At 70.2% G+C, this 26,175-nt stretch carries 29 protein-coding genes, 1 tRNA gene, 1 rRNA gene and 1 pseudogene; 28 read left to right on the plus strand and 4 right to left on the minus strand.

The window, feature by feature from the left end; all coding sequences use genetic code 11:
• Nucleotides 1–62 precede the first annotated feature (62 nt).
• From rrf to Q9R13_RS01930, 10 genes are all read left to right on the plus strand, one after another.
• A 5S ribosomal RNA gene (rrf, locus tag Q9R13_RS01885) occupies nt 63–179 on the plus strand.
• Between the two features lie 193 nt (nt 180–372).
• Nucleotides 373–1,224: a tetratricopeptide repeat protein gene (locus Q9R13_RS01890; protein WP_310963350.1), complete on the plus strand. Its 852-nt coding sequence runs from the start codon at nt 373–375 to the stop codon at nt 1,222–1,224.
• Nucleotides 1,225–1,365: 141 nt separating this feature from the next.
• Nucleotides 1,366–1,779 (plus strand): single-stranded DNA-binding protein, encoded by a 414-nt coding sequence (locus tag Q9R13_RS01895; protein ID WP_310963351.1) that lies wholly within the window; start codon nt 1,366–1,368, stop codon nt 1,777–1,779.
• Nucleotides 1,763–2,773, plus strand: a complete 1,011-nt coding sequence (locus tag Q9R13_RS01900) for an HAD-IIA family hydrolase (RefSeq protein WP_310963352.1) — start codon at nt 1,763–1,765, stop codon at nt 2,771–2,773. The genes Q9R13_RS01895 and Q9R13_RS01900 overlap by 17 nt, the downstream gene beginning before the upstream one ends.
• Before the next feature lie 10 nt (nt 2,774–2,783).
• A complete protein-coding gene (locus Q9R13_RS01905; protein WP_310963353.1) occupies nt 2,784–3,095 on the plus strand; it encodes a hypothetical protein in 312 nt (103 codons plus the stop codon).
• 1 nt (nt 3,096) lies between these two features.
• Complete coding sequence (locus tag Q9R13_RS01910) at nt 3,097–3,933, plus strand: TlyA family RNA methyltransferase (protein WP_310963354.1); 837 nt, start codon at nt 3,097–3,099, stop codon at nt 3,931–3,933.
• Entirely contained in the window at nt 3,930–4,865 is a 936-nt protein-coding gene (locus Q9R13_RS01915; RefSeq protein ID WP_310963355.1) for an NAD kinase, read from the plus strand. Before Q9R13_RS01910 ends, Q9R13_RS01915 begins: the two co-directional genes overlap by 4 nt.
• Nucleotides 4,862–6,538 carry a DNA repair protein RecN gene (recN, locus tag Q9R13_RS01920; RefSeq protein ID WP_310963356.1) on the plus strand — a complete coding sequence of 559 codons (1,677 nt, stop codon included), beginning with the start codon at nt 4,862–4,864 and terminating at the stop codon, nt 6,536–6,538. Before Q9R13_RS01915 ends, recN begins: the two co-directional genes overlap by 4 nt.
• Nucleotides 6,539–6,578: 40 nt before the next feature.
• The gene (locus tag Q9R13_RS01925; RefSeq protein ID WP_310965012.1) at nt 6,579–8,276 is read left to right on the plus strand and encodes a CTP synthase; all 1,698 of its coding nucleotides are present in this window, start codon (nt 6,579–6,581) and stop codon (nt 8,274–8,276) included.
• Nucleotides 8,273–8,890, plus strand: coding sequence for an NUDIX hydrolase (locus tag Q9R13_RS01930; RefSeq protein ID WP_310963357.1), 618 nt, complete (start codon nt 8,273–8,275; stop codon nt 8,888–8,890). The genes Q9R13_RS01925 and Q9R13_RS01930 overlap by 4 nt, the downstream gene beginning before the upstream one ends.
• Before the next feature lie 32 nt (nt 8,891–8,922).
• Here Q9R13_RS01930 and Q9R13_RS01935 read toward each other — a convergent pair whose 3' ends face one another.
• Nucleotides 8,923–10,755 (minus strand): CocE/NonD family hydrolase, encoded by a 1,833-nt coding sequence (locus Q9R13_RS01935; protein ID WP_310963358.1) that lies wholly within the window; start codon nt 10,753–10,755, stop codon nt 8,923–8,925.
• Between the two features lie 159 nt (nt 10,756–10,914).
• Between Q9R13_RS01935 and ald the strand changes: the two genes are divergently transcribed.
• The 15 genes from ald to Q9R13_RS02010 all read left to right on the plus strand — a co-directional run bounded on the left by ald (nt 10,915) and on the right by Q9R13_RS02010 (nt 22,437).
• Complete coding sequence (gene ald / locus Q9R13_RS01940; protein ID WP_310963359.1) at nt 10,915–12,051, plus strand: alanine dehydrogenase; 1,137 nt, start codon at nt 10,915–10,917, stop codon at nt 12,049–12,051.
• Between the two features lie 53 nt (nt 12,052–12,104).
• The gene (gene xerD / locus Q9R13_RS01945; RefSeq protein ID WP_310965013.1) at nt 12,105–13,052 is read left to right on the plus strand and encodes a site-specific tyrosine recombinase XerD; all 948 of its coding nucleotides are present in this window, start codon (nt 12,105–12,107) and stop codon (nt 13,050–13,052) included.
• A 292-nt stretch (nt 13,053–13,344) separates the two neighbouring features.
• Nucleotides 13,345–14,448 carry a ParA family protein gene (locus Q9R13_RS01950; protein WP_310963360.1) on the plus strand — a complete coding sequence of 368 codons (1,104 nt, stop codon included), beginning with the start codon at nt 13,345–13,347 and terminating at the stop codon, nt 14,446–14,448.
• A gap of 2 nt (nt 14,449–14,450) precedes the next feature.
• On the plus strand, nt 14,451–14,807 hold the full coding sequence (locus tag Q9R13_RS01955; RefSeq protein WP_310965014.1) for a hypothetical protein: 357 nt from the start codon (nt 14,451–14,453) through the stop codon (nt 14,805–14,807).
• Nucleotides 14,804–15,730 carry a segregation and condensation protein A gene (locus tag Q9R13_RS01960; RefSeq protein WP_397218813.1) on the plus strand — a complete coding sequence of 309 codons (927 nt, stop codon included), beginning with the start codon at nt 14,804–14,806 and terminating at the stop codon, nt 15,728–15,730. Before Q9R13_RS01955 ends, Q9R13_RS01960 begins: the two co-directional genes overlap by 4 nt.
• A complete protein-coding gene (gene scpB / locus Q9R13_RS01965) occupies nt 15,727–16,455 on the plus strand; it encodes an SMC-Scp complex subunit ScpB (RefSeq protein ID WP_310963361.1) in 729 nt (242 codons plus the stop codon). Before Q9R13_RS01960 ends, scpB begins: the two co-directional genes overlap by 4 nt.
• On the plus strand, nt 16,452–17,201 hold the full coding sequence (locus Q9R13_RS01970; protein ID WP_310963362.1) for a pseudouridine synthase: 750 nt from the start codon (nt 16,452–16,454) through the stop codon (nt 17,199–17,201). Before scpB ends, Q9R13_RS01970 begins: the two co-directional genes overlap by 4 nt.
• A gap of 89 nt (nt 17,202–17,290) precedes the next feature.
• A complete protein-coding gene (gene aroH, locus Q9R13_RS01975) occupies nt 17,291–17,680 on the plus strand; it encodes a chorismate mutase (protein ID WP_310965016.1) in 390 nt (129 codons plus the stop codon).
• The gene (locus Q9R13_RS01980; protein WP_310963363.1) at nt 17,673–18,752 is read left to right on the plus strand and encodes a prephenate dehydrogenase; all 1,080 of its coding nucleotides are present in this window, start codon (nt 17,673–17,675) and stop codon (nt 18,750–18,752) included. Before aroH ends, Q9R13_RS01980 begins: the two co-directional genes overlap by 8 nt.
• A 10-nt stretch (nt 18,753–18,762) precedes the next feature.
• A complete protein-coding gene (gene cmk, locus Q9R13_RS01985; RefSeq protein WP_310963364.1) occupies nt 18,763–19,428 on the plus strand; it encodes a (d)CMP kinase in 666 nt (221 codons plus the stop codon).
• Complete coding sequence (locus Q9R13_RS01990) at nt 19,425–20,171, plus strand: lysophospholipid acyltransferase family protein (RefSeq protein ID WP_310963365.1); 747 nt, start codon at nt 19,425–19,427, stop codon at nt 20,169–20,171. The genes cmk and Q9R13_RS01990 overlap by 4 nt, the downstream gene beginning before the upstream one ends.
• A complete protein-coding gene (gene der / locus Q9R13_RS01995) occupies nt 20,168–21,511 on the plus strand; it encodes a ribosome biogenesis GTPase Der (protein ID WP_310963366.1) in 1,344 nt (447 codons plus the stop codon). The genes Q9R13_RS01990 and der overlap by 4 nt, the downstream gene beginning before the upstream one ends.
• Nucleotides 21,512–21,603: 92 nt before the next feature.
• Entirely contained in the window at nt 21,604–21,810 is a 207-nt protein-coding gene (locus Q9R13_RS02000) for a (2Fe-2S)-binding protein (RefSeq protein ID WP_310963367.1), read from the plus strand.
• Nucleotides 21,797–22,285 (plus strand): bacterioferritin, encoded by a 489-nt coding sequence (bfr, locus tag Q9R13_RS02005; RefSeq protein ID WP_310963368.1) that lies wholly within the window; start codon nt 21,797–21,799, stop codon nt 22,283–22,285. Before Q9R13_RS02000 ends, bfr begins: the two co-directional genes overlap by 14 nt.
• Nucleotides 22,286–22,363: 78 nt before the next feature.
• Nucleotides 22,364–22,437 (plus strand) — tRNA-Pro (locus Q9R13_RS02010).
• A 28-nt stretch (nt 22,438–22,465) separates the two neighbouring features.
• On the opposite strand, the gene Q9R13_RS02015 is transcribed toward Q9R13_RS02010, so the two are convergent.
• The 3 genes from Q9R13_RS02015 to Q9R13_RS02025 all read right to left on the minus strand — a co-directional run bounded on the left by Q9R13_RS02015 (nt 22,466) and on the right by Q9R13_RS02025 (nt 24,852).
• Nucleotides 22,466–23,560, minus strand: coding sequence for a tyrosine-type recombinase/integrase (locus Q9R13_RS02015; RefSeq protein WP_310963369.1), 1,095 nt, complete (start codon nt 23,558–23,560; stop codon nt 22,466–22,468).
• Between the two features lie 282 nt (nt 23,561–23,842).
• The gene (locus Q9R13_RS02020) at nt 23,843–24,391 is read right to left on the minus strand and encodes a PIN domain-containing protein (RefSeq protein ID WP_310963370.1); all 549 of its coding nucleotides are present in this window, start codon (nt 24,389–24,391) and stop codon (nt 23,843–23,845) included.
• Complete coding sequence (locus tag Q9R13_RS02025) at nt 24,391–24,852, minus strand: helix-turn-helix domain-containing protein (RefSeq protein ID WP_310963371.1); 462 nt, start codon at nt 24,850–24,852, stop codon at nt 24,391–24,393. Before Q9R13_RS02025 ends, Q9R13_RS02020 begins: the two co-directional genes overlap by 1 nt.
• A gap of 101 nt (nt 24,853–24,953) precedes the next feature.
• Here Q9R13_RS02025 and Q9R13_RS20340 point away from each other — a divergent pair.
• The 3 genes and pseudogenes from Q9R13_RS20340 to Q9R13_RS02035 form a co-directional block, all read left to right on the plus strand.
• Nucleotides 24,954–25,091 (plus strand): annotated as a pseudogene (locus Q9R13_RS20340) (DUF433 domain-containing protein); the annotation flags it as partial.
• A gap of 307 nt (nt 25,092–25,398) precedes the next feature.
• Nucleotides 25,399–25,578: a hypothetical protein gene (locus tag Q9R13_RS02030; RefSeq protein WP_310963372.1), complete on the plus strand. Its 180-nt coding sequence runs from the start codon at nt 25,399–25,401 to the stop codon at nt 25,576–25,578.
• Between the two features lie 72 nt (nt 25,579–25,650).
• The gene (locus Q9R13_RS02035) at nt 25,651–26,121 is read left to right on the plus strand and encodes a UPF0158 family protein (RefSeq protein ID WP_310963373.1); all 471 of its coding nucleotides are present in this window, start codon (nt 25,651–25,653) and stop codon (nt 26,119–26,121) included.
• The last annotated feature ends 54 nt before the right edge of the window (nt 26,122–26,175 follow it).

A 26,175-nucleotide genomic window follows, 5' to 3' on the forward strand; every position in this document is an offset into this window, starting at 1 on the left:
CTGTGTGGTTCCCGAGTTACGGTCGGGAGCCTGATGGCTTTGATTTGATAACTCCATAGAGTTTCGGCGGCCATAGCGAAGGGGAAATACCCGGCTCCATTCCGAACCCGGAAGTCAAGCCCTTCAGCGCCGATGGTACTGCAACCGGGAGGTTGTGGGAGAGTAGGACGCCGCCGGACATAACTTTGATGACAAGGGCCGCTCCCGTGTGGAGCGGCCCTTGTTGCATTCTTGGCTGCATCGACGAACGGGTACGACGAAGCGGCGCGGCATGCGCCGGGTGAGGAGCAGGACGTGGCGGATCAGCGTGGTGGTGGGTCGCGGCCGGCCGGAGGGTCGAGTCGCGGCGGCGCCCGGAGCAGTGGCTCATCCGTGCCCGGGGCATCGCGGGACCGCGGCCGCGGTGCGGTCGGGCGTCCTGGCCGCGACACCCGCGGCGGCTCTGGCCGCGACACCCGCGGCGGGGGTCGTGATGCCGGTCGCCCTGCCAGGGCGCCGCGACGGGACGAGGCGGAGCGTTCCGCGGACCAGCAACGCTACGACGGCCCGCCGATCCCGGAGCACATCACCGGCAAGGAGCTGGACCGGGGGGTGGCCACCCAGCTGAAGTCGCTGCCGGAGAAGCTGGGCCTTCGGGTGGCCCGGCACCTGGTGGCTGCCGGCCTGACCCTGGAATCCGACCCGACGACGGCCTACCAGCACACGCTGGCGGCGCGGGCACGGGCGGGCCGGCTCGCGGTGGTCCGTGAGGCTGTCGGCGAGGCAGCGTATGCGGCGGGGGAGTACGCCGAGGCGCTCCAGGAGCTGCGTGCGGCACGCCGGATGAACGGCTCTCCGGACTACCTGGCGATCATGGCCGACTGCGAACGCGCCCTGAAGCGGCCCGACCGTGCCCTCCGACTGCTCAAGGACGCGCCGCGCGCCCGGCTCTCCTCCGACCAACAGGCTGAGCTGACCATCGTCGAGGCCGGTGCGCGGCGGGACCGTGGCGAGACCGATGCCGCTCTCCGCCTGCTCGAGCAGGCACCCATCGACTCCCGGTCGCGGGCCCCCTGGGTCGCTCGGCTCCGGTACGTGTACGCCGACACGCTCGTCGAGGCCGGCCGGACCGCGGACGCGCTGGAGTGGTTCCACCGCGCTGAAGCCGTGGACGGGGAGGGCCTGACGGACGCCGCCGACCGGGCCGCCGAGATCGAGGCACAGACCGCTCCCGAGGGCGAGTGACGCGAGGGTCGCGCGAGGCGCGTACGACCGACCCGTAGTCGTCCACAGGCCGCCCCCCGGGACGGCGTTCCACAGGCTCGCTCGCTCCGCCGCTCGGCCGGGGCCGGTCGACGCAACCCTGCCGTGCAGGAGGTGGTCGCCGTGACCCGACAAGGACAGCAGATCGATGAAGACGAGCGCGCCGAGGAGCCCGCACCGAACCAGGTGGTGCTCACCGGGCGGTTGACCCGTGCGCCGGAGCTGCGCGAACTGCCCAGCGGGGACAGCCTGGTGACCTTCCGGCTGAGCGTGCCGCGGTCCGCGCCGACGCGCACCGGGCGACGTGCCGCGGACTGGTTCGACTGTGCGGTGTGGACCGGACGACTGAGGACGAGCACGTCCCGGTGGCTTCCAGGCGATGAGGTGACCGTGAGCGGTGCGCTGCGGCGCCGGCACTTCCGGGTGGCTGGGGGAGTGCCACGGACCACGGTCGAGGTCGAGGTGCTCGCGGCCCGCAGGCTCACACGGGGCCGGCGGCCCGATCGGGCACAATCGGTGCGTGCTTCGCCCCAGTGAACAGCCGCTTTCCTCGGCGTACGACTTGGCCGTCCTCGACCTCGACGGTGTCGTCTACGTCGGTGGCACGGCGGTCGACCACGCAGCGGATGTGCTGGACCGCACCCGGTCGGCAGGGTTGCAGGTGGCCTTCGTGACCAACAACGCGGCCCGTACGCCGATGTCTGTGGCCGAGCACCTGGCCGAGCTGGGGATCAGGGCGGAGCCCGGCGACGTGGTGACCAGCGCCCAGGCGGCAGCGGGATTGCTCGCTCGCCAGCTCGACCCGGGCGCATCGGTGTTCGTGATCGGCGACGACGGGCTCAGCTGGGCGGTGCGCGAACGCGGACTGGTCCCGGTGACAGAGGCCGCGGAGCACATCGCCGCGGTCGTCCAGGGCTACGGGCCACAGATGCCGTGGCGCCGAGTGGTCGACGGCGCGCTGCTGGTCCGAGCCGGGCTGCCGTGGGTGGCGACCAACATGGATCTGACCCTTCCCACTCCCCGCGGACCGGGGCCGGGCAATGGAACCCTCGTGGAGCTCGTCGCGACGTATGCCGGACGGTCGCCGCAGGTCGCCGGCAAGCCCGAGCCGGCGCTGTTCGAGGAGACCGTCGAGCGCGTCGGCGGCGAGCACCCATTGGTGGTCGGTGACCGGCTCGACACCGACATCGCAGGTGCCACCCGGGTCGGCTGGGACAGCCTGCTGGTCCTGACCGGTGTGACCGGGCTTCCCGAGCTGGTCGGGGCCGGCACGGACGGGCGGCCGACCTTCCTGGGCAGCGACCTGCGGTCCCTGGAGCGTGCGCACGGTGTGCCGGAGCACGCCGAGGGCGCGTGGCGGCTCGGCGGTTGGAGCGCCTCGGTGGCGGACCGGAAGCTGACCGTGAGCGGAGCCGGCGAGGTCGACGACTGGTGGCGCGTAGTCGCCGTTGCCGCGTGGGAGCAGCTCGATCGCGGCACCGGGCCAGTCGAGACCGGGGACCTCCGTCCACCGGGGTCGGCATCCCGGTAGGTTGCTGGCCATGAGCGACGTCCAGGACGACACGCCACCGGTGGACCCGGCGGCCGAGCCGGCGGATCCGGAGTCGGACGTGGCAGCACGACCCGGCAGCCAGGTGTCTCCGCCCGACGGCGGGGTCGAGGTCCGCACGCCGGTCGACGAGGTTGACCCTGCCGAGCACCCCGCGGTGACCGCGGTGCTCAGCTCCCTGGACAGGCTTGCCGGCCTGCCCGTCGACGAGCACGTCACCGTGTTCGAGGAGAGCCACGAGGCGCTGCGCAAGGCGCTCTCAGAGGCTCGGAACGACCTGCCGGGCCCGGGCCCCGGAGCCTGACTTGTCGCCCCGGCGCCTTCGCCTCGACGCCGAGCTGGTCCGCCGGTCGATGGCACGTTCCCGCGAGCACGCCTCGCGGCTCATCGCCGAGGGCCGGGTGAGCGTGAACGGCCGACAGGCGACCAAGCCGGCGACCGCGGTCGGCACCGACGCCGACCTGGTCGTCCGGGCCGACCCCCGGGACACGACCGAGTATGCGAGCAGGGGTGGTCACAAGCTGGCGGGCGCGCTCGAGGTGTTCGGCGCGCGAGGGCTGAGCGTGCGCGGTCGCCGCTGCCTCGACGCCGGCGCGTCCACGGGTGGGTTCACCGACGTGCTGCTGCGGGCCGGGGCAGCCGAGGTCGTCGCGGTCGACGTGGGATACGGCCAGCTCGCGTGGCCGCTGCGCAACGACCCTCGTGTCGAGGTGCACGACCGCACCAACATCCGCAGCCTCACCCTGGAGCAGATCGGCCTGCCCGTCGATGTCGTGGTGGGGGACCTGTCGTTCATCTCCCTCCGGCTGGTGCTGGACGCGCTCATCGGGGTCACGGACCCGGAGGGCGACCTGGCGCTGATGGTCAAGCCGCAGTTCGAGGTCGGCAAGGATCGGCTCGGCAAGGGCGGGGTGGTGCGCGACCCCGGTCTTCGCGCGGAGGCGGTCACCTCCGTAGCGGAGGCGGCCGACGACCGGGGCTGGGGCGCCCGTGCGGTGACGACCAGCCCGCTGCCCGGCCCCTCGGGCAACGTCGAGTTCTTCCTCTGGCTGCGCCGCGGGCCCTCGAGGGTGACGTCGGCGGACATCCTCGCCGAGGCGGCCACCGCGGCGGGGGTGCCGGATGAGAGGCTGGATCGGTGACCAGCACCCGTCCGACCCGCCGCATCCTGGTCCTTGCCCACACCGGCCGGGACGAGGCCCGAGGCATCGCGCGCCAGGTCGTCGACGCCCTCCGGCAGCACGGTCTGTCGGTACGGCTTCTGGCCGACGAGGCGGCGGACCTCGGCCTCGCCGAGGGTGACGGGCTGGAGCTCGTCGACACCGACGCCGATCGCGACTGCGAGCTGGTCATCGTGCTGGGAGGCGACGGCACCATCCTGCGCGCTGCGGAGCTCACCCACGACTCCGGGATCCCGCTGCTCGGCGTCAACCTCGGGCACGTCGGCTTCCTCGCCGAGGCGGAGAGCGAGGACGTCGACTCGATGATCGACGCGGTGGTGTCCCGTCGCTACACGATCGAGGAGCGGCTGTCCCTCGACGTGATGGTCTACCGCGGCAAGGAGCTGGTCAAGGCGACCTGGGCGCTCAACGAGGCAAGCGTCGAGAAGGCCGCTCGGGAGCGGATGCTGCAGGTCGTGATCGGTGTGGACGGCCGCCCGCTGAGCCGGTTCGGCTGCGACGGCGTGGTCTGCGCCACGCCGACCGGCTCGACGGCGTACAACTTCTCCGCAGGTGGTCCGGTCGTCTGGCCGAGCGTGGAGGCCCTGCTGATGGTCCCGATCAGCGCGCATGCCCTGTTCGCCCGACCGCTCGTGGTGGCGCCCACCTCGGTGCTCGCCGTCGAGGTCCTCGAGGACAACGACGGGTCCGGCGTGCTCTGGTGCGACGGGCGGCGTCCGGTGGACCTGCCTCCGGGGGCGCATATCGAGGTGCGCCGCGGCCGCAGCCCGGTGAGGCTCATCAGGCTCCATCAGGCGCCCTTCACCGACCGACTGGTCGCGAAGTTCGACCTTCCCGTCGAGGGCTGGCGCGGCGCCCAGCAGCGCCGCCGTCGCAACGGGAGCAGCGCGTGATCGAGGAGATCAGGATCAGCTCGCTCGGCGTGATCGACGAGTCGGTCCTCGAGCTCGGCCCGGGGCTCAGCGTGATCACCGGCGAGACGGGCGCCGGCAAGACCATGCTGGTCACCGCCCTCGGCCTGCTCCTCGGCAACCGCGCCGACTCCGGCGCGGTCCGCACCGGCGCCCGCGCCGCCCGCGTCGACGGTGTTGTCCGGGTCGACGCGGCCGTCGTCCAGGCGGTCGAGGAGCTCGGCGGCGAGGTGGAGGACGGCGTCGTGCTGCTGGCCCGACAGATCACCGCGGAAGGGCGCTCGCGTGCATTCGTCGGGGGAGCCTCGGTGCCCGTCTCGGCGCTCTCCGGGCTCGCCGACGGGCTGGTCGCGGTGCACGGGCAGTCCGACCAGCACCGGCTGCTGCGACCGGAGGCCCAGCGTGAGGCGCTCGACGAGTTCGCCGGGAAGTCCGTCACCACGCCGCTGCGCGACTACACGGCGAGGTTCAGCCGGCTCAAGGAGGTCGAGAGCGAGCTCCACGAGGTGACCACCCATGCCAGGGAGCGCGCCCGCGAGGCCGACCTGCTCCGCCTGGGCCTGAGCGAGATCGAGGCGGTCGCGCCGCAGCCGGGCGAGGACGCCGCCCTGGCGGCCGAGGAGGCACGCCTGGGTCACGCCGACACGCTGCGTACCGCGGCGGAGTCGGCCCGGGCGGCGCTCTCCGCGGATGAGGGACCCGACGCCACCGGTGCCCTCGCCGCCGCTCGGCGTGCGCTGGAGTCCGTGCGTGAGCATGACGGCGACGCCGCCGCCCTGTCCGACCGGGTGGCCGAGATGGGCTACCTGCTGGCCGACCTGGCCACCGACGTCGCGTCGTACTCGGCCGCGGTCGAGACCGATCCGGCACGGCTCGCGGCGGTCTCGGAACGGCGTGCCGCCCTGACCGCACTGACCCGCAAGTACGGCGACAGCATCGACGAGGTGCTCGCCTGGGCTGCGCAGGCGGTCACCAGGCTCACCGAGCTGGACGACTCCGACGAGCACCTCGAACGGTTGCGCGAGGAGAGCACCCGGCTGCGCGCGGAGCTGACCGACCTGGCCGGTCGGCTGAGCAGCGCGCGCAAGGTGGCCGCATCGCGGCTGGCCGGGGCGGTGACCCGCGAGCTGCACTCCCTCTCGATGCCGCACGCCCTCCTCGAGGTCGTCGTCGGCGACGCTGGGCGGTTCACCCCGACCGGCGTCGACGAGGTCGACTTCCTCCTCGCCGCGAACACCGGCATGGCGGCGAGGCCCCTCGGCAAGGGAGCGTCGGGTGGTGAGCTCTCCCGGGTCATGCTCGGTCTCGAGGTGGTGCTCGCCGGCACCCGCACCGCGCCGACGTTCGTCTTCGACGAGGTCGATGCGGGGATCGGCGGAAAGGCGGCGGTCGAGGTCGGTCGCCGACTGGCCGCGCTCGCCCGGCACGCCCAGGTCCTGGTGGTCACCCATCTTCCGCAGGTGGCCGCCTTCGCCGAGCAGCACGTCGTCGTGCGCAAGTCCGGTGACGGCAGCGTCACGACGTCCGGCCTGACCGTGCTCGATGACGCCGGTCGGGTCCAGGAGCTGTCCCGGATGCTCGCCGGTCTCGAGGAGTCCGACACGGCGATGGCGCACGCGAAGGAACTCCTCGACCTGGCACGCGCGTCCGTGTGACGGCCCGGTCGACCGCTTGCTAGGATCGAACCCCGTGGAGATGCCGCGCAGGGACCGTCAGACCAAACACATCTTCGTCACCGGTGGCGTCGCCTCCTCGCTCGGCAAGGGCCTGACCGCCTCGAGCCTCGGACGGCTGCTGAAGTCGCGCGGGCTCCGGGTGACGATGCAGAAGCTCGACCCGTACCTCAACGTCGACCCCGGCACCATGAACCCGTTCCAGCACGGCGAGGTGTTCGTCACCAACGACGGCGCCGAGACCGACCTGGACATCGGTCACTACGAGCGGTTCCTGGACACCGACCTCAATCAGATCGCCAACGTCACCACCGGGCAGGTCTACTCCAGTGTGATCGCCAAGGAGCGCCGCGGCGACTACCTCGGCGACACCGTCCAGGTGATCCCGCACATCACCAACGAGATCAAAGAGCGGATCCTGGCCATGGGCGGGCCGGACATCGACCTGGTCATCACCGAGATCGGCGGCACCGTCGGTGATATCGAGTCGCTGCCGTTCCTGGAGGCGGCCCGGCAGGTGCGCCACGACCTCGGCCGCGACGACGTCTTCTTCCTGCACGTCTCCCTGATCCCGTTCATCGGTCCGTCGGGTGAGCTGAAGACGAAGCCGACCCAGCACTCGGTGGCGGCGCTGCGGTCGATCGGCATCCAGCCCGACGCCATCGTCTGCCGCGCCGACCGGCCCGTCCCGGACTCGGTCAAGCGGAAGATCTCGCTGATGTGCGACGTGGACCAGGACGCGGTCGTCACGGCTGCGGACGCTCCGTCGATCTACGACATCCCGAAGGTGCTGCACAAGGAGGGGCTCGACGCGTACGTCGTACGGCGGCTGAGCCTGCCGTTCCACGACGTCGAGTGGGAGCTGTGGGACGACCTGCTGCGCAAGGTGCACCACCCAGACGAGGAGGTGACCGTCGCGCTGGTCGGCAAGTACATCGACCTGCCCGATGCCTACCTGTCGGTGGTTGAGGCCCTGCGCGCCGGTGGGTTCGCCCACTCCGCCAAGGTCAATGTGGACTGGGTCGCCTCGGACGAGTGCCGCACCGCCGAGGGCGCCGCCCGCCTGCTCAGCGACGCCGATGCGGTCTGCGTCCCGGGCGGCTTCGGGATCCGCGGCATCGAGGGCAAGCTCGGTGCGCTCACCTACGCCCGCACCCATGGCATCCCGACGCTGGGGCTGTGCCTGGGTCTGCAGTGCATGGTGATCGAGTACGCCCGCTCGGTTGCCGGCCTTGAGAAGGCGGCGTCCACCGAGTTCGACCCGGACGTGGTGGAGCCGGTGATCGCCACCATGGAGGAGCAGAAGCGCTTCGTCGAGGGCGCCGGCGACCTCGGTGGCACCATGCGGCTGGGCCTCTACCCGGCCGACCTGGCACCGGGAAGCATCGTCGCCGAGGCATACGGCGAGGCACGAGTGCAGGAGCGCCACCGGCACCGCTACGAGGTGAACAACGCCTACCGCGACCAGCTCAGCGAGGCCGGGCTGGTCTTCTCCGGGACCAACCCCGACCTCGATCTGGTCGAGTACGTCGAGCTGCCTCGGGACACCCATCCCTACTACGTGGCCACCCAGGCCCACCCGGAGCTGCGCTCGCGGCCGACCCGACCGCACCCGCTGTTCGCCGGTCTGGTCGGAGCCGCGCTCGACCGTCAGCGCGAGCTGCGCATTCCGATCGACGAGAGTGGCCTGCGTCGGCCGCTCGCTGACGAGGACGAGTGACTCCCGCCGAGCGTCAGCCGCCGGAGACTCCCGCGCTGCAGGACGTCCCAGAGCAGTGGCCGGTCACCAGCACCCGCGAGATCCATCGCGACGACTGGGTCGTCGAGGTCCATGAGGACACCCTGCACCGGCCCGGTCACGACGACGAGCCCTTCGACCGTCTGGTCATCACCCACCCTGGCGCGGTGATGGTGCTGGCGGTCGACGAGCAGGAGCGGGTCTGCTGCCTGCGGCAGTACCGCCACGTCGCCGGTCGCAACTTCGTCGAGCTCCCGGCGGGGATCTGCGACCACGAGGGCGAGGACCCGGTCGAGACCGCCAAGCGCGAGCTGAAGGAGGAGGCGGAGCTCCAAGCCGATGAGTGGCGCCACCTGTTGACGCTGTGGCCGACGGTCGGGCTCACCAACGAGGTGCACCACCTCTACCTCGCGCGCCGGCTCAGCACCCTTGATCGTGGCGACTTCGAGATGGCGCACGAGGAGGCCGAGATCGTGGTGTTCTGGGCGCCGATGCAGGACCTGCTCGACGCCGTCCTCGAAGGCCGGGTGCAGCAGGGGCCCCTGGCTGCAGGCGTGCTGGCCTACGACGTGCTCAAGCGGCGCGGCGAGATCTGACCCTCACGGCACGCTGCCGCGTCGTCAGCCGGTCAGTTCGTGACCGGCAGGGTGAGCCGCTGCCCGCTCCCGGCTGCGATCGTCACCGGTGTGGCGGGCAGGCCGCCGCGGTAGTTCTGGCTGCCCGCCGCCACCACGAGCGCGAGTCGGTGACCCGGCGCGAACCGGTGCACGATCGCCGGCATCCGCACGGTGAAGGGCTCGCGCACGTCAGGGATCCGGACCGGCGCGATCTCGCCGTTGAGCATGCTCGCCTTGCCGCCGGCGTCGACGTCGACGACCTTGAGGAAGAGGACCACCTTCCCGGCAGCGCCCGCGGCCTGGCTCAGCACCGCGGTCGGGGCGTCCACCTTCAGACGCACGGTCGGCGCGCCCACCACGTCGAGCGGGCTGGAGAGCGGTGCCGTGGTCCACGTTGCCGTCGTACCAGGCAGGGAGGTGTTCGGCAGCTGGTTGGCGCCGGAAAAGAACAGCGCCGCCGCATCGGTCGGGTCGATCGACGTGGGCAGGCCGGCCGGCGGCGTCGTCACCCGCTGGGAGCCCGCCACGACCTGCTTCGTCGAGGTCACCAGCGAGGAGGCGGAGAGGAACCACGTCCGGTTCTGCCCGACGGGGTACGCCGAGGACGCGGCGTACGCCGGAGTGGCGATGCCGGTGTAGTCCACCCAGGGGCGGAAGTAGCTGAACGCCGGGCCGGTGGAGACCGTGGGCCGATCGAGGAGGTAGTGGGTGAACCAGTCGAGCACCCGCTTGGTCTCGTACTGCGTGGTCGGGTCGGGGTTGTCCAGGTCGATCTCGCCGGGTGCCGCGGTCAACGAGGAGTGTCCCCACGACTGCCAGATCATCTTCACCGGGGTCCCCTGGGCGCGCAGCGCGCGGTAGGTCGCCGCCGCCTCGTTGAGGTTGAACAGCGTGTCGTTCTCTCCTTGCATCAGCAGCACCGGGATCCGAATCCTCGGCATGTAGGTCACCACCGAGGCGTGCCGCAGCGCGGCGATCGCGCTCGGCTGGAAGAAGCCGGTCGAGCCCGCGGTGACCAGCGCGGGGCAGACGAAGGTTGCGAAGTTCGGGCAACCCGGGATCCGGCTGGGGTCCGTCTGCATGCCTTCGATGCCGTCGGCCACACCCTCGGCGCTGAAGCCCAGGCCCCAGACCAGTTTGGTCGCACCGGGCGTGGACGGCGTGACGCCTGCGTCGAGCGAGGTGTTGTTGGGTGCCAGAGAGTAGGACAGGTCGTTCCAAGTGATGATCGGCACGATGGTGTCCACCCGCGGGTCGATGGCCGCAGTCGCGAACTGGATCTCGCCGCCGTACGAGCCACCGACCATCCCGACGCGAGGGTCGTGTGCGACGTGCCTGCCCGCATGGTCGACCCCGTCGAGGCGGACCACGTTGAGGACCGGAGCGGGGGTGGTGTGCTTGGCGTCGGTGAAGGCGATGCCGCTCGCGCCGCCGAGGTAGCTGACCAGCTGGCTCGCCGCCCGGCCATCGGTCGACGGGTCGTCCAGGGTGATCTTGCACCCGGAGCCGCCGAAGCCCAGCCCGGAGTAGGAGAGCACCTCGAATCCCCGGGTAGCGAACGCCTTGCCGATGCCGGCCTGGTCGTCCTTGGAGCCACCGAACCCGTTGGTGGTCAGGATCGCGGGGACCCGGTGCGTCGGGCTCGCCACCGCCGGTGTGTAGAGGTCGCCGATGATGTCGCAGTTCTGCGGATCGCCCATCGAGTTGGGGCCGAGGTGGACCGCGAAGTGCAGCGTCGTCACGGTGTACGGCGCAGGAGTGGCGCCGGCCGTGGTGGTCGCCGCCGCCACGGTGAGCGGGGTGCCGAGCAGCAGGGCGGTGATGAGGGCGGTGGCGCGGCGCATGGTGCCTCCCGGGCACGGGGAGTGGGTCCTTGCCGGATCAACGATTCGGGCGCGGATGAAGTTACCCCCGCGTAACCGCGCTGCGTCGACGAGCGGGCCTAGACTCGGCAGTGCGGTCACGGTCGGGTGCGCCGCGAGCAGGTCCGAGAGGGAGCCCGGGTGAGGGTCGGCGTACCGAAGGAAGTCAAGAACAGCGAGTACCGCGTGGCGATCACGCCGATCGGCGTTCACGAGCTGGTCGCGCACGGCCACGAGGTGGCCGTCGAACGTGGCGCGGGGATCGGCTCGTCGATCTCGGACCAGGAGTACGCCGACGCAGGCGCCCAGATCATCGACGGTGCCGACGAGGTGTGGGATCGCTCCGAGCTGCTGCTCAAGGTCAAGGAGCCAGTGCCGGAGGAGTACCACCGGCTGCGCGAGGGCCTGGTGCTGTTCACCTACCTTCACCTGGCCGCCGACCGCGCGCTCACCGAGGAGCTGCTCAGGCGCCGGGTGACCGCGATCGCCTACGAGACGGTGCAGCTGCCGTCGGGCTCGCTGCCGTTGCTCTACCCCATGTCCGAGGTGGCCGGCTGTCTGGCGCCGCAGGTCGGGGCGCACGCATTGCTCAAGGCCCAGGGCGGCCGGGGCACGCTGCTCGGCGGGGTCGGAGGAGTGGCGAACGCCAAGGTCGTGGTGATCGGCGCCGGGGTCGCCGGTCAGAATGCCGCGAACATCGCGCTGGGCATGGGTGCCGACGTGACCCTGCTCGACACTGACCTGGACAAGCTGCGGATGTCGTTCTGGCGCTACAACAACCGGGTGCATGGTCTGGCTTCGTCCCAACTCGCGATCCGGCAGCAGGTGCTCGAAGCCGACCTCGTCATCGGCGCTGTCCTGATCCCCGGGGCGCGAGCGCCGAAGCTGGTGTCCAACGACCTGGTCGCGGAGATGAAGCCCGGGTCCGTGCTGGTCGACATCGCGGTCGACCAGGGTGGCTGCTTCGACGACACGCGCCCGACCACCCACGAGGACCCGACCTTCACCGTCCACGACTCGGTCTTCTACTGCGTGGCGAACATGCCCGGCGCGGTGCCGAACACCTCCACCTATGCGCTCACCAACGCCACCCTGCCCTACGCCGTGGCGCTCTCGAACCGCGGCTGGAGGGAGGCCTGCCGGGTCGACCGGTCCTTGGGGCTGGGGCTCAACGCCCATGCCGGGACGCTGACGAACGCGGCGGTCGCCGAGGCCCATCAGCTGGCGTCGGTGCCGGTGGAGCAGGCCCTGAGGGAGAGCGGGGAGGTGCCGTCCTGAGTGCCGCGACCCCGGAGGCGACCGGCACCGGTCCGGACGACCTGGTCCGGGCGATCCGGACCTATCTCGACCACCTCGGCGTCGAGCGCGGCCTCGCCGACAACACCTTGAAGTCCTACCGACGCGACCTGCGCCGCTACCTCGAGCACCTGCGTGCCGAAGGCATCGAGGACCTCGACCAGATCACCGAGCAGACCGTCACCGGGTTTCTGATGGCGCTGCGCGAGGGCACGACCGAGCACCCGCCGCTCGGCGCCTCCTCGGCCGCCCGCGCCGTGGTTGCGGTGCGGGGGTTCCACAAGTTCGCTGTCCGCGACGGGCTCATCGGCACCGACCCATCGTCAGCAGTGCGCCCTCCGGCGCCCGCGAAGCGGCTGCCCAAGGCGCTGAGCATCAGCCAGGTCGAGGCGATCCTCGAAGCCGCCGGTGCGCCGGGGACCGTGCTTGCACTACGCGACCGGGCCCTGCTCGAGCTGCTCTACGGCACCGGCGCCCGGATCTCGGAGGTCGTCGGCCTGGACGTCGACGACGTCGACCTCGGTCCCGGCGCCGTCGACGCGGACGTCGCGCCGCCGGAGACCACCGTCCTCCTGCGCGGCAAGGGCTCCAAGGAGCGGATCGTCCCGGTGGGCAGCTACGCACGCGAGGCCTTGGCGGCGTACCTCGTGCGGGGCCGACCTCAGCTGGTCGCGGCCTCGACGGGCGCCGCCGGCCCGCGGGGCGCGATGTTCCTCAACGCGCGCGGCGGCCGGCTCTCCCGGCAGAGTGCGTGGGCGGTGATGGTCCGGGCCGCCGAGCGCGCCGGCGTCCGCGCCGAGGTGTCGCCCCACACCCTGCGGCACTCGTTCGCGACCCACCTCCTCGAGGGCGGCGCCGACGTCCGGGTGGTCCAGGAGCTGCTCGGGCACGCCTCGGTGACGACCACGCAGGTCTACACCCTGGTCACGGTCGACAACCTGCGTGAAGTGTTCGCTGCAGCCCACCCGCGGGCCCTGGGCTGAGGTGCGGATGTGGACCGTCCGTGCACAGGTTTGTCCCCAGCCAGTCGGGGTCCTGTGCACGCCGAGCCTGCAATGAGACACACGGTTTCCCCAGATCTGATGGACTTCATGGAATGTGCGCCTCCCGGATTGTGGTCGTCCTTCGGCGACACATAGAGTCGGCCCGGCGTGGCGGTATGTCGACAAAGCGCGCGCGGCGTAGCGTCGGCAGCAGGACGGCTCGAGGTGGACCCGAAGCGGCCCCCGGAAGCGGTAGGGCTGCCCGACAACCTTTCTGGGAGGTCACAAAACGATGAGCGGTGCCGACGGATCCTTCGGTCACTACGGCAGCAGCGCACCGGAGGTGCCGCCGCTGGGCTACGTTCCTCGTGATCGAGCCACGGACGTGGTGACGAGCACGGTCTCCCCGCTGGTGCCCCCGGCCGGGGCCCCCGTGCAGACACAGGACGCTGCCGGCACCGACGGCGCGTCCGAGGCCGGCCCGGCCGAACTCGACCTCGGAACGGACAACAGCATCGACACGCTCGTCGACGAGCCGGTGGAGGAGCCCGAGGTCGCGCTGGGACCGACGGGTCGGCCGATGCCGGAGCTGCCCGAGCCGACGCCGATCACCGTGCACGGCAACGCCCGTGTGGTGTCGATGTGCAACCAGAAGGGTGGCGTCGGGAAGACCACCACCACGATCAACCTCGGTGCGGCCCTCGCGGAGTACGGCCGCAAGGTGCTGCTGGTCGACTTCGACCCGCAGGGCTCGCTGTCGGTCGGGCTCGGCCTCAACCCACATCAGATGGACCTGACGGTCTACAACCTGCTGATGCAGCGCGACGTGACGCTCGACGAGGTCGTCGTCCCCTCCGGCGTCCCCGGCATGGACCTGCTGCCGTCCAACATCGACCTCTCGGCCGCCGAGGTGCAGCTGGTCCACGAGGTCGCCCGCGAACAGACCCTGCAGCGGCTCCTCGCCCCGGCCATCGAGAAGTACGACGTCATCCTGATCGACTGCCAGCCTTCGTTGGGACTGCTGACCGTGAACGCGCTGACCGCCTCCGACGGCGTGATCGTGCCCCTGGAGTGTGAGTACTTCGCCCTGCGTGGGGTGGCGCTGCTCAAGACCACCATCGACAAGGTCCGCGAGCGGCTCAATCCCAAGCTGCAGATCGACGGCGTCCTCGGCACCATGTACGACGGCCGCACGTTGCACGGCCGCGAGGTCATGCAACGGCTCGTCGAGGCCTGGGGAGACACGGTGTTCCACACTGTGATCCGCCGGACGGTCAAGTTCTCCGACTCCACGGTGGCCGGGGAGCCGATCACGAACTACGCGTCCACCTCCGCCGGTGCGGAGTCCTACCGCCAGCTCGCCAGGGAGGTGCTGTCGCGTTGTCTCGACGGGTGAGCATGCCGACCGCGGACGACCTGTTCCGCCGTACCGCTGAGGAAGCCTCGGGTGAGACCACGGACCGCGCCCGGCTGGCGCCCGCACCCGAGCCGGGCGAGCGGCGCGGTGGGAACCGTGCCGACGAGACGTCGCCGCGCCGGCCGAGCGGGCGCGTGCGGCACGACGAGAAGATGACCGTCTACGTCACCGCCGATGAGCTGCTCGACATCGAGCACGCCCGCCTTGCGCTGCGGCGCGACCAGGGCCTCGCTGTGGATCGTGGCCGGCTGGTCCGCGAGGCGATCGCGCTCGCGCTCGCCGACCTCGACGAGCACGGCGACGAGAGCGCCATCGTGCAGAGGCTCATGACGTCTTGAGCACCGCTGCGTCCGGCGTCGGCACGACTGAGGGTCCCGCCGGCGGTCCCACCGAGGCCCGAGCCGACGCCTCCGACCGGCCGACGGAGGCCCCGGCCTTCGCGGTACGGCTGGACAACTTCGAGGGACCCTTCGACCTGCTGCTGAGCCTGATCGGCAAGCACAAGCTCGACATCACCGAGATCGCACTGTCGCGGGTCACCGACGAGTTCGTCGCGCACATCAAGGCCGCCAGCGTCGACGACGTGTGGGACCTGGAGCAGACCACCTCGTTCCTGCTCGTCGCGGCGACCCTGCTCGACCTCAAGGCAGCGCGGCTGCTGCCCCAGGGCGACATCGAGGACGAGGAGGACCTCGCCCTGCTGGAGGCGCGCGACCTGCTCTTCGCACGGCTGCTGCAGTACCGGGCCTACAAGCAGGTCGCCGGCGTCCTCGAGCGGCGCCTGGAGTCCGAGACCCGGCGGTATCCGCGCTCGGTCGGCCTCGAGGAGCGGTTCTCCACGCTGCTCCCCGAGGTGCTGATCGGGCTCGGGCTGGAGGAGTTCGCCCACTTGGCGGCGACAGCGCTGGAACCCAAGCCTGAGCTGCAGCTCAACTTGAACCACATCCACGCTCCCACGGTCAGCGTGCGCGAGCAGGCTGCGATCGTGATCAGCTCGCTGAAGGACCGGGGCACGATGACGTTCCGGACGCTGGCCGCCGACGCACCGGACACGATGACCCGGGTGGCCCGATTCCTGGCGCTGCTCGAGCTGTTCCGCGAGGGCGTGGTGGCGTTCGATCAGGTGACGCCGCTCGGCGAGCTCACCATCCGCTGGACCGGCGACGAGGATGCCGACGTGGAGATCACCGACGAGTTCGACGGGGAGACCCCGCTGCCGCAGGCGGCGGCCGAGGCCGAGGAGAGGGACACCGCATCGTGACCGAGACACTGCCTGACACCACCGACGAGACCGCCGAGGAGGCCGCCGAGGAGGCCGCCGCACAAGAGACGTCAGCGGCTGGCGCAGACACGGATGCCGAGTCGGTTGCCGACACCCTCGCCGTACCGGTGGCCGAGCTGCGCCCGGCCCTCGAGGCGGTGCTGATGGTGGCCGACCAGCCGCTCGACCAGGTCTCGCTCGCCTCGGTGCTCGGCTATCCCGTGCCCCAGGTCGTCGAGGCGCTGACCGGCCTGGCAGCGGAGTACGACGAGCAGGGGCGCGGCTTCGAGCTGCGCAACGTGGCCGGTGGCTGGCGGTTCTACACCCGTGAGGAGTTCGCCGCCGTGGTCGAGAGGTTCGTGCTCGACGGTCAACAGGCCCGGCTCACCCAGGCGGCCCTGGAGACCCTCGCGGTGGTGGCCTACAGGCAGCCGGTGAGCCGCGCCCGGATCTCAGCGATCCGCGGCGTCAACGTCGATGGCGTGGTCCGCACCCTGGTCAACCGCGGCTTGGTCGAGGACGCGGGCACCGACCAGGAGACCGGCGCCCACCTCTACCGGACGACCAGCTACTTCCTGGAGCGGATCGGGGTCACGTCGCTGGACGAGCTGCCCGAGCTGGCACCGTTCATGCCCGAGATGGACGATCTCGATCTCGACGAGGCTCTCACCGGCGCGGTCGCCGAGGCGCCGCACGGTGAGACGGGACCGGGCCCGGCGGAGTGACCGACGACGACGGGCTGGTCCGGCTGCAGAAGCTGCTGGCCCAGTCGGGGGTGGCCAGCCGCCGCAAGTGCGAGGAGCTGATGCTCGCCGGCCTGGTGGAGGTGGACGGTGAAGTGGTCACTCGGTTGGGCACCAAGGTCGACCCGCGGACCGCGGTGATCCGGGTCGACGGCAAGCGGCTGCCGCCGGTCAGCTCGCACGTCTACCTGGTGCTGAACAAGCCTCGCGGCGTCGTCTCCACCATGTCGGACCCGCAGGGGCGCCCGACGCTGGCCGAGTTCGTCGCGGACCGGGGCGAGAGGCTCTTCCACGTGGGGCGGCTGGACACCGACACCGACGGGCTGATCATCCTCACCAATGATGGCGACTTCGCACAGAAGCTTGCGCACCCGTCGTATGAGGTGGACAAGACCTACGTGGCCGAGGTCGAGGGACTGCCGACCACGGCGACCTTGAAGAGACTGCGCGACACCGTCACGCTCGAGGACGGACCGGTGCCGGTCTCGAAGGTCAAGGTGCTCTCGCGACACGGCGCCCCCGGCCACCAGCGCGCCATCATCGAGCTGGTCATCCACGAGGGCCGCAACCGGATCGTCCGCCGGCTGCTGGACCACGTCGGCCACCCGGTACGCCGGCTCACCCGCACCCGGATCGGCCCGGTCACGGTCGGTCAGCTGCGCACCGGCTCGCTGCGCGAGCTCACTGCAGACGAGGTCGGCGCCCTCTTGGACATCGCCGGACTCTGAGCGTTCCATCTCGCGGCGATGTGGTTGGCTCGGACCGACAGCAGCCGAGGACTAGGGTCGTTCGGGACGGAAGGAGGCGTGTCGTGGCGATGCGCGCGGTGCGAGGGGCCACCCAGCTCGAGGTCGACGAACGCGATCATCTGCTCGCCAGGGTGGCCGAGATGGTCCGTGACGTGATGACGTCCAACGACCTGGCGGTCGACGACTTCGTAAGCATCATCTTCACCGCCACGTCGGATGTGCACGCGGAGTTCCCGGCGTACGCCGCCCGTCAGCTGGGGTTCCACGACGTTCCGCTGATCTGCGCTCGCGAGCTGGAGATCGAGGGGTCGATGCCGCGGGTCATCAGGATGATGGCGCACGTCGAGACCGGCCTGTCCCGAGCTGACGTCACGCACGTCTACCTGCACGGCGCCGCAGCCCTGCGCCGCGACCTCACCAGGGTGCACGCCGTCCCGGACGAGCCCGCCGATGGCTGAGCTCACCGGGCCGGTCCACGTGGTCGGTGCCGGCCTCCTCGGGACGTCGATCGGGATGGCCCTGACCGGAGCCGGGATCCCGGTGTGGCTCAGCGACATGAACCACGAGCACGTCCGGACCGCCAGCGGGCTCGGCGCCGGTGCGCCTACGCCAGCCGGGGGCGTGGCGCAGCTGGTCGTCGTGGCCGTGCCCCCCGACCACATCGCCGACGCCGTCGTGGAGGCGCTCGACTCCGGCGCGGTGGTCACCGACGTCGGCTCGGTCAAGGGCCGGCCTCTGGCCGAGATCACCGACCGGGTCGGGGAGTCCCGGCTCGCGAACTACGTGGGCAGCCACCCGATGGCCGGCAGCGAGCGGTCGGGCCCACTGGCGGCGAGCGCCGCGATGTTCGACGGCCGGCCGTGGGCGATCACGCCCCACGTCCATGCGGCCCCTGAGGCGGTCGCCCTTGTCGAGGAGCTGGCCCGGCTGTGTCGCGCCGAGCCGGTCCGACTGTCGCCGGTGGAGCACGACCGCTCCGTGGCCCGTACCTCCCACCTGCCGCATCTGCTCGCGGTGCTCGCGGCCAGCCAGCTCGCCGAGGCGCTGCCCGAGCAGCTGCTGCTGACCGGGCAGGGGGTCCGCGACGTCACCCGGGTGGCCGCGGGGGATCCCGACCTCTACGGCCAGATCATCCGTGCCAACCGTGAGGCGGTCGCCGAGCTCCTCGCCGACGTACGACGGGACCTGGACCGGGTCATCGAGGCGATGGCCGAGTCCGGTGAGGAGGAGGCCACCGAGGCCCTCGGGCTGATCCTCGCGCGCGGGGTCGCAGGAACCCGGGCGATCCCCGGCAAGCACGGTGGCCCCAGCCTGGACACGGCCGCGGTGTTCGTCGCCGTGCCCGACACACCCGGCGAGCTGGCCCGGCTGCTGTCGGACGTGGGAGAGATCGGGGTCAACATCGAGGACCTGCACATCGACCACGACCCGGCCCGTCCGGTCGGTCATGTGGAGCTCGCCGTCGGGGCCGCTGCTGCCGAGGACCTGCGTGAAGCGCTCGAGGCAAGGAATTGGACCACCCACCGGTAGGATCCGCCGGGTGTCAGCAGAGAGCGGGTCCGTGGTCGTGGCGATGGACGGGCCCTCCGGATCCGGCAAGTCCAGCACGGCCCGCGGCGTTGCCGCGCGGCTGGGACTGCGCTACCTCGACACCGGTGCCCAGTTCCGGGCGATGACGGTGTGGATGCTGCGGCACCACGTCGACCTGTCCGACCCGGAGGCGGTGGCCGCTGCCGCGGACCGACCGGAGCTGGCGTCGGGCACCGACCCCCGGCACCCCACGATCTGCGTCGATGGCGAGGACGTCGCCGAGTCGATCCGGAGCGACGAGACCACCCGGTCGGTGAGTGCCGTCGCGTCGGTGCCGGCGGTGCGCAAGCGGCTGCTGGAGCTGCAGCGCTCGATCATCGGCGCCGGCGGAATCGTCGTGGAGGGCCGCGACATCGGCTCCGTGGTCGCGCCTGATGCCGACGTCAAGATCTACCTGACGGCCGACTCGGCGGCGCGGGCCGCTCGCCGTACCGCCGAGCAACGAGGCGCCGACGTCGCCGCCACCGAGGCTGACCTGCAGCGTCGCGACCGGATCGACTCCACCCGGGCGGCGGCCCCACTGACGATCCCCGACGACGCCGTGCACATCGACACCACGCCGTACACCCTCGCCGAGGTGATCGACCAGGTCGTCGCCCTGGTTCGCGAATCATGAGCGTCAGCCTCCCGGGCGAGATGTTTCCGGGCAGCGCGACGGATCTGCCGCGTACCGACGGCGTACAGCACCCGGCGACGTCGCTGCTGTACCGAGGCCGGCCGACCGCTGCGCGCCTGGTACGCCGGCACTTCCGAGTCGAGGAGCGGGGTCGGGAGCGCGTGCCCATGGACGGCCCGGTGATCATGGTCGCCAACCACGTGGGGTTCATCGACGGGCCGCTGATGGCGATCCTGGCGCCGCGTCCGGTGCACTCCCTGACGAAGGTCGAGATGTTCAGCGGCCCGATGGGACGGTTCCTGCGCGCCTCCGGCCAGATCCCGGTGCGCCGTCACGAGCCCGACATCCGCGCAGTGCGTGTGTCGCTGAAGGTGCTCCGCGCCGGCGGCGTTGTCGGGGTGTTCCCGGAGGGCTCTCGCGGCGGTGGCGAGTGCAAGCGCGCGGAGCCGGGGGCCGCCTACCTGGCCATCGCCAGCGGCGCCCCGGTGGTTCCGGTGATCTACCTCGGCACCCGGCTTCCCGGGTCGAGGCTCAGCTCGATCCCGCCCCGCGGGTCGCGGGTCGCGATGACGTACGGCGAGCCGCTGATCTTCCCTGCCCACGGCTGGCCGCGCCGGCGGGGCGAGGTGCGGGAGATCACCGAGCAGATCCGGAATGCCCTGTTGGACACCAGACGTTGTGCCGAGGATGCCACCGGGATGTCGCTGCCCGGCCCGGCTCCCGATGGAGAGGTCGAGGAATGAGCACCGGAACGCACCCCGAGGCGGTGCCCACCCCGATCCTCGCGGTGATCGGCCGCCCCAACGTGGGCAAGTCGACCCTGGTGAACAGGCTGATCGGTCGCCGTGAGGCTGTGGTCCAGGACGTGCCGGGCGTGACCCGCGACCGGGTGTCCTATGACGCCACCTGGAACGGGCGGGCGTTCACCGTGGTCGACACCGGAGGCTGGGACCCCGATGCGCGCGGCCTCGCCGAGCGCATCGCCGCCCAGGCCGAGATCGCCGTGAACGTCGCCGACGCGGTGCTGTTCGTGGTCGACGCGACGGTCGGGATCACCGACTCCGACGAGGCCGTGGTGCGGATCCTGCGCAAGGCCGGCAAGCCGGTAGTGCTGGCCGCGAACAAGGTGGACGACGCCCGTTCCGAGGCCGAGTCGCACGCTTTGTGGAACCTCGGCTTGGGGGAGCCCTATCCGGTCTCGGCGCTGCACGGGCGCGGTTCGGGTGACCTGCTGGACGCCGTACTGGAGGCGCTGCCCGAACTGCCCGCCCAGTCGTTCGAGGCCGCCGGCGGCCCGCGCCGGGTGGCGATCATCGGGCGTCCCAACGTCGGCAAGTCCTCGCTGCTGAACAAGCTCGCCGGCGCGGACCGAGTGGTGGTCGACGACGCCTCCGGGACGACCGTCGACCCGGTCGACGAGCTGGTCGAGCTCGGCGGTCGTACCTGGCGGTTCATCGACACCGCCGGGATCCGCAAACGGGTGAAGACCGCATCCGGCCACGAGTACTACGCGTCGCTGCGTACCGCGACCGCCATCGAGCGGGCCGAGGTCGCGGTGCTGGTCATCGACGGGTCCCAGTCGATCTCCGAGCAGGACATGCGGATCATCCAGACGGTCCGGGACTCCGGGCGCGCGCTGGTGGTGGCCTTCAACAAGTGGGACCTGGTCGACGAGGAGCGCCGCTACTACCTCGACCGTGAGGTCGAGCGCGACCTGGTGCAGGTGCAGTGGGCGCCGCGGATCAACGTCACCGCCCGGACCGGCTGGCACGTCGACCGGCTGGTGCCGGCGCTCGACGCTGCGCTCGAAGGTTGGGAGACCCGGATCGGCACTGGTGCGTTCAACGCGTTCCTGGGCCGGCTGGTGGCCGAGCACCCGCACCCGGTGCGGGGCGGGAAGCAGCCCCGGATTCTCTTCGGCACCCAGGCCGCCACGGCCCCGCCGACGTTCATCCTCTTCACCACCGGCAAGCTCGACGCCGGCTACGAGCGGTACGTCGAGCGCCGGCTGCGCGAGGAGTTCGGCTTCGTCGGCACCCCGATCTCGTTGCAGGTGCGCCCCCGGGAGAAGCGCAAGCGCTGAGGCGGTGCTCGCGGTCGTGATGCAGGTCATGCTCGCAATGAGGTAAGGCTTGCCTTATGATCAGTGGAATCTGCTGAGGACAGGAGCCCCCGATGATCGTCTGTCACTGCGCCGTGGTGCGTTGCGGCGACGTGCGCGAGGCAGCCGACAGGGGAGCGTCCACGGTGGCCCAGGTGTGCGGTGCGACGGGCGCCGGCCGGGACTGCGGAGCGTGCGTGTTCGCCTTGAAGCGGGTGCTGTGCGAGCATCAGGACTCGATGTCCGTCCCGCTTCCGGAGGTTGAAGGTGCAGCCAGCTGACCCACGCGTCGTCGAGCTCCTCAACGACGCGCTCACGCTCGAACTGACCGTCACCAACAGCTACTTCCTGCATGCCCGGATGCTTGATAACTGGGGCTTCACGAAGTTGGGCAAGGTCTTCTACGACATCTCGATCGGAGAGATGCGTGATGCCGATTCCCTGATCAACCGGATCCTGATGTACGACGGGCACCCGAACCTGCAGCGGCTCGGCTCGATCACCACGGGGGAGACTCCGGGGGAGATGCTCCGGCTGGCCTTCGAGAGCGAGCAGGCTGCCGTTGCCCAGTTCACCGCGAGCGCGCTGGAGTGCCGCAACCTCGGTGACTCCGGGACCGCTGCGGTCTTCGAGCAGATGGTGCTCGACGAGGAGGGGCACGCCGACTGGTTCGAGAGCCAGCTCGACGCCATCGCTCAGGTGGGGATCCAGGGCTACCTGGCGCAGCAGATCGAGGCCGGCGCCGGGCCAGAGTGAGTCGGCGGGCCGATTCTGCCCCCGTCGTAGGGCTGCGGTAGGGTTCCATCCGGTTCACCCGCCGCGGCGGGCACCGTTCGGGCTGTGGCGCAGCTTGGTAGCGCACTTGACTGGGGGTCAAGGGGTCGCAGGTTCAAATCCTGTCAGCCCGACAAATCGGCTCTGACCTGTTTCTGCAGGTCAGAGCCGTTTTAATGCCCCGGCTCGGCCGCCCTCGATCACGCCCAGGGCCGGCTGTTCCGGACCATTCCCGGACCACCACGTCGAGAATGCGGTCCCTGCATCGATCACGGCCTTCGTGTCCGGGTGCAAATAGCGACTCGTGACGGCCGGATCCTGATGGCCTGCAACCCGTTGGAGTAGGTGCAGTTCGACGCCTGCGTCAGCCATCCATGTCAGCGCCGTGTGCCGCAGTCCGTGACGGACAAGGCCGGGGATGCCGAGCTGGTCCACGAGCTCGTCCCAGCCGGTCGCGTCGCGCAGCGTGGCGGTCGTGATGACGCCGCCACGGGGGCCGGTGACCAGAAGTTCACCGTCCGCGCGGCCGACCGTGAGCCGTGCCAGTGTGGGCCTCAGCGGCTCGATGATCGGCACGGTGCGGCGACGCCGGCCCTTGGTCGCCTTGGTGCCCAGGCCGCCACGTCCCGGGTAGGTCTGACGGCTCACGTGCAAGAGTCCGCGGTCCAGGTCGACGTCGCCGACGAGGAGTCCGGAGACTTCGCTGATGCGGAGGGCCGTGGTCGCCAGGATCGTCACCACGTCGCCGTACGACGCGTGGCCGCCGGCCTCGATCACCCGGGCCACCAGACGCTCGAGGGTGGCCACATCGGGCAGCGCGAGGTCACGTGGACTCGTGGGGCCCTCATCGACGGGGGAGCGCCCCACGGACCTTCGCCGGGCGCGGTCCTTGGCCGGATTGCGAACGATGAGCCCGTCGCGCACGGCCTCGTCGAGGACCAGCACCAGAGCGGCCACGGAGTTCTTCACCGTCGATCGCCCGTAGTGCTGCTCCCAGTCGTCGATGGCCCGGTCGACGAGGCCGGCGGTGATCATCACGACCGGGAGGTGGCCGAGGGCTGGTAGGACGCGGCGCTTGAGGCCGGCGGCGTACGGGTCGTACGTCGACGTCGGGTCAATCCCACGAGTCCAGCGGTCGCCGATGTTGGTGAGATACGTCGCCAGCGTCTGGCCCTCGTCGAAGCCGGTCCTGGCCGCGCTTTGCATCCGATCGATCCACGCCTCGGCGGCATCCATCGAGGTGTGGCTTCGCTTCACACCAACGCGGCGGTGTGTGAGTGGATCGCTCCACCGCACGCGTGCCCAGTACCGCGTCCCGCGGGCGCCATCGAGCACTTCGATGTCGACCTTGAGCCGTACACCGAGGGGAGGAAGTTTCGGCTCCCGAGGTGCCATGGGATCCACGATGCCACGACGATGCGACAAGCCGACAGGGTCGCTTGTGGCGTTGTGTGTCGTGCTGGTGACGACCGTTCCATCGCGTCCCGTGACGACTCGGGGGAGTGTGATCGAAACGTTACCGATGGGCGCCTGGCCGGTCTATCGGCGCAAGATCGCAGCGGCTCGTGGCGCATCCCGTTCGAGGCTGTCCAACACGTCGGAGGCGCTGGCGCCCTTGTCGCGCCACGCAGCAGCGATGTCGTCGACGACCCGGTGCAGCGTCAGGGCATCGAGGTGGAACTGGTCGACGAGGAAGTCGTCGGGGTGCCTGGCCTCGATGTCCCAACTGGCGAGCACCTCCGAGGGGAAGTCCTTGAGATTCGCCGTGACGATGACCTGTGCCTTGGCCTTGATCGCCGCGGCCAGGACGTGGCGATCGTCAGGATCCGGAAGGGTTAGATTCTCGATCAGCCCTTCGTAGCCGCTCACGCTGACGTCACGGATCGATTCGCTCATCAAGGTTCGTGTCCTGGCGAGGAGGGTGGCTTTGAGGTCAGGCCGGTTTGCACCCAAGTTGCGAAAGACCTCGTCGAGGATCCGGTCGGTCCACTTGGCCTGCGCCAGTCCGCTGGTGGCAACGCGGATGAGCACGTCACGCAGGGTTGCGGGGTAGAGCACGTTCGCGTCGTACAGGACGACGAAGGGCATCAGGCGACGCCGAGATCGTGCGTGAGTGCCGCCAGTTCGTCCGCGACCTTGGCCCGCTTCGCATCGTCGAGGCGCATATAGCGAACCAACGAGTCAGCGAGCACTCGACGGTGGGTGCCAACCAGTCGGTGCTCGATCTCGCCGGTTTCGAGGAGCCTGATCAGGAACGGTCGGGAGACGTTGAGCATGTCCGCAGCCTGCTGCGTCGTCAGTTCGGCGTTGGCTGGCACCAGCGTCACCCCTTGGCCATTGGCCATGTGTGCGAGCACTTGGCTCAGCAAATCGAGAACCGACCTCGGTACGACGATCTCGTCCTCAGAGTCTGGAACGGTCAGCCGCACTGGGTCGTGAGGTCCATGGCCCTTCCCGACCTCGAGCGTTGCCCGCATGTGGTCGAGCGCGACCCTGGCCAGATCGGCGTCGTTCGCCTCGGGGATAAGGGAAGAGAGTGTTGCAGACATGGTCGAATCTTAACGCAATAAACGCAACAAACGAATCGTTCGACGCTCGAGGACGAGCGCGGGAGGCAAGCCCGGCCGGGTAGGAAGCCTTCGGCGCGTAGTTGACGTCATGTCCAAGGCTTGAGCGGATCGCGTCCCTGCCGGACGTCTGCCATGGGCAGCCGGCCGTCCGAGGCCTGCGCCATCCGGTGCAGGTGCTCCTCGAGCTCCTGTCGTCCGACATCACGATGGATGACCTACTGACGGACTACCGGACCTGGAATGCGACGATCTGGCGGCAGCCCTTGAGTTCGGCGCGCTCACCAGCGGTGGCCGCCAGTCCGAGTAGGAGTCCCAAATGGATCCCTGCCAACCCTCGACTGAACCTCAGCCACGTTAACCAAGACCTTGATGTGAGATGGGTAGGACCTGAGTCACTGAAGGTTGTTCACCTACGAGATGGGAGTTGTCACACCTCTTGCACCAAGGTGGCGACCAGCGTCGCCAGGCTCGCCAGATCCGCCCGGAAGTGCCGATGTGCGGCCCGGATAGCCGTAGGCTGCTCACGTGGTCTTCCCTGTTGGTTCCCTGGCCGAGCTGCTCACCATCGGCGTGTTCGTGCTGCTGTGCGTGTGGGCCGTTTTCTGGCTGATTCGGCTAGCGGTGAGGTCCGGCGTGAGCGACGCGTTGAGGATGAACCGCAAGTGGCTGGAATCCACCAAGGAACGCGACCGAGAGTCGCCGTAGAAAGCGCACGCTCATGCCGCGATTCGCGCCGTCCCGGTTGTCGCCCTCAGGAGCCGCACCTACGCTGATTCCGTGCTCGAGCTCAGCAGGCTGGACGTTGATGAGATCGCGAATGCGCTGGCGGATCAGACCGATTACGACCACCAGTGGCTGATCGATCCGGAAACGGGAGAGCTCGCGTTCTGGACTTCGGACACCGGCATCGATGGAGAGAACCCTGTCGACATCGACGACTTGGACCTGGTGCCGATCGAGGCGCTGCCGTCGTACATCTGGTACCAGGACATGGCCGATTTCGCTGACGGGATCGGTAACGAAGGCGCGGCCCGGCGTTTGGCGAGGGCTCTGGACGGCAAGGGAGCGTTTCGTCGATTCAAACGCGAGCTCTATGAGGAGTACCCCGGGCTTGTTGCCTCGTGGCATGCATTCCGCGACACGAGGGCACAGCGTCGAGCCGTTGAGTGGCTGGCGGGGGAGAAGCTCATCGACAAGGACGTTGCGGCGCAGTTCTTCGACGAAAACCCAGACCCCGACCTGCCGTGAAAAGTGCGGACCAAAACACGGACCAAAACAGCGCGAAGAATGCGGGACTGAGCG

It is taken from the genome of Nocardioides marmorisolisilvae (assembly GCF_031656915.1).
In the GTDB taxonomy this organism is placed as follows: Bacteria; Actinomycetota; Actinomycetes; order Propionibacteriales; family Nocardioidaceae; genus Marmoricola; species Marmoricola terrisoli.

What these genes read in the sequence shown, in the direction of transcription:
- Q9R13_RS01905 (WP_310963353.1), top strand. Translation starts at nt 2,784, where the DNA reads ATGAGCGACGTCCAGGACGACACGCCACCGGTGGACCCGGCGGCCGAG.
- Q9R13_RS01925 (WP_310965012.1), top strand. Translation starts at nt 6,579, where the DNA reads ATGCCGCGCAGGGACCGTCAGACCAAACACATCTTCGTCACCGGTGGC.
- Q9R13_RS01935 (WP_310963358.1), bottom strand. Translation starts at nt 10,755, where the DNA reads ATGCGCCGCGCCACCGCCCTCATCACCGCCCTGCTGCTCGGCACCCCG.
- Q9R13_RS01950 (WP_310963360.1), top strand. Translation starts at nt 13,345, where the DNA reads ATGAGCGGTGCCGACGGATCCTTCGGTCACTACGGCAGCAGCGCACCG.
- Q9R13_RS01955 (WP_310965014.1), top strand. Translation starts at nt 14,451, where the DNA reads ATGCCGACCGCGGACGACCTGTTCCGCCGTACCGCTGAGGAAGCCTCG.
- aroH (WP_310965016.1), top strand. Translation starts at nt 17,291, where the DNA reads ATGCGCGCGGTGCGAGGGGCCACCCAGCTCGAGGTCGACGAACGCGAT.
- Q9R13_RS01980 (WP_310963363.1), top strand. Translation starts at nt 17,673, where the DNA reads ATGGCTGAGCTCACCGGGCCGGTCCACGTGGTCGGTGCCGGCCTCCTC.
- Q9R13_RS01990 (WP_310963365.1), top strand. Translation starts at nt 19,425, where the DNA reads ATGAGCGTCAGCCTCCCGGGCGAGATGTTTCCGGGCAGCGCGACGGAT.
- der (WP_310963366.1), top strand. Translation starts at nt 20,168, where the DNA reads ATGAGCACCGGAACGCACCCCGAGGCGGTGCCCACCCCGATCCTCGCG.
- Q9R13_RS02000 (WP_310963367.1), top strand. Translation starts at nt 21,604, where the DNA reads ATGATCGTCTGTCACTGCGCCGTGGTGCGTTGCGGCGACGTGCGCGAG.
- Q9R13_RS02020 (WP_310963370.1), bottom strand. Translation starts at nt 24,391, where the DNA reads ATGCCCTTCGTCGTCCTGTACGACGCGAACGTGCTCTACCCCGCAACC.
- Q9R13_RS02025 (WP_310963371.1), bottom strand. Translation starts at nt 24,852, where the DNA reads ATGTCTGCAACACTCTCTTCCCTTATCCCCGAGGCGAACGACGCCGAT.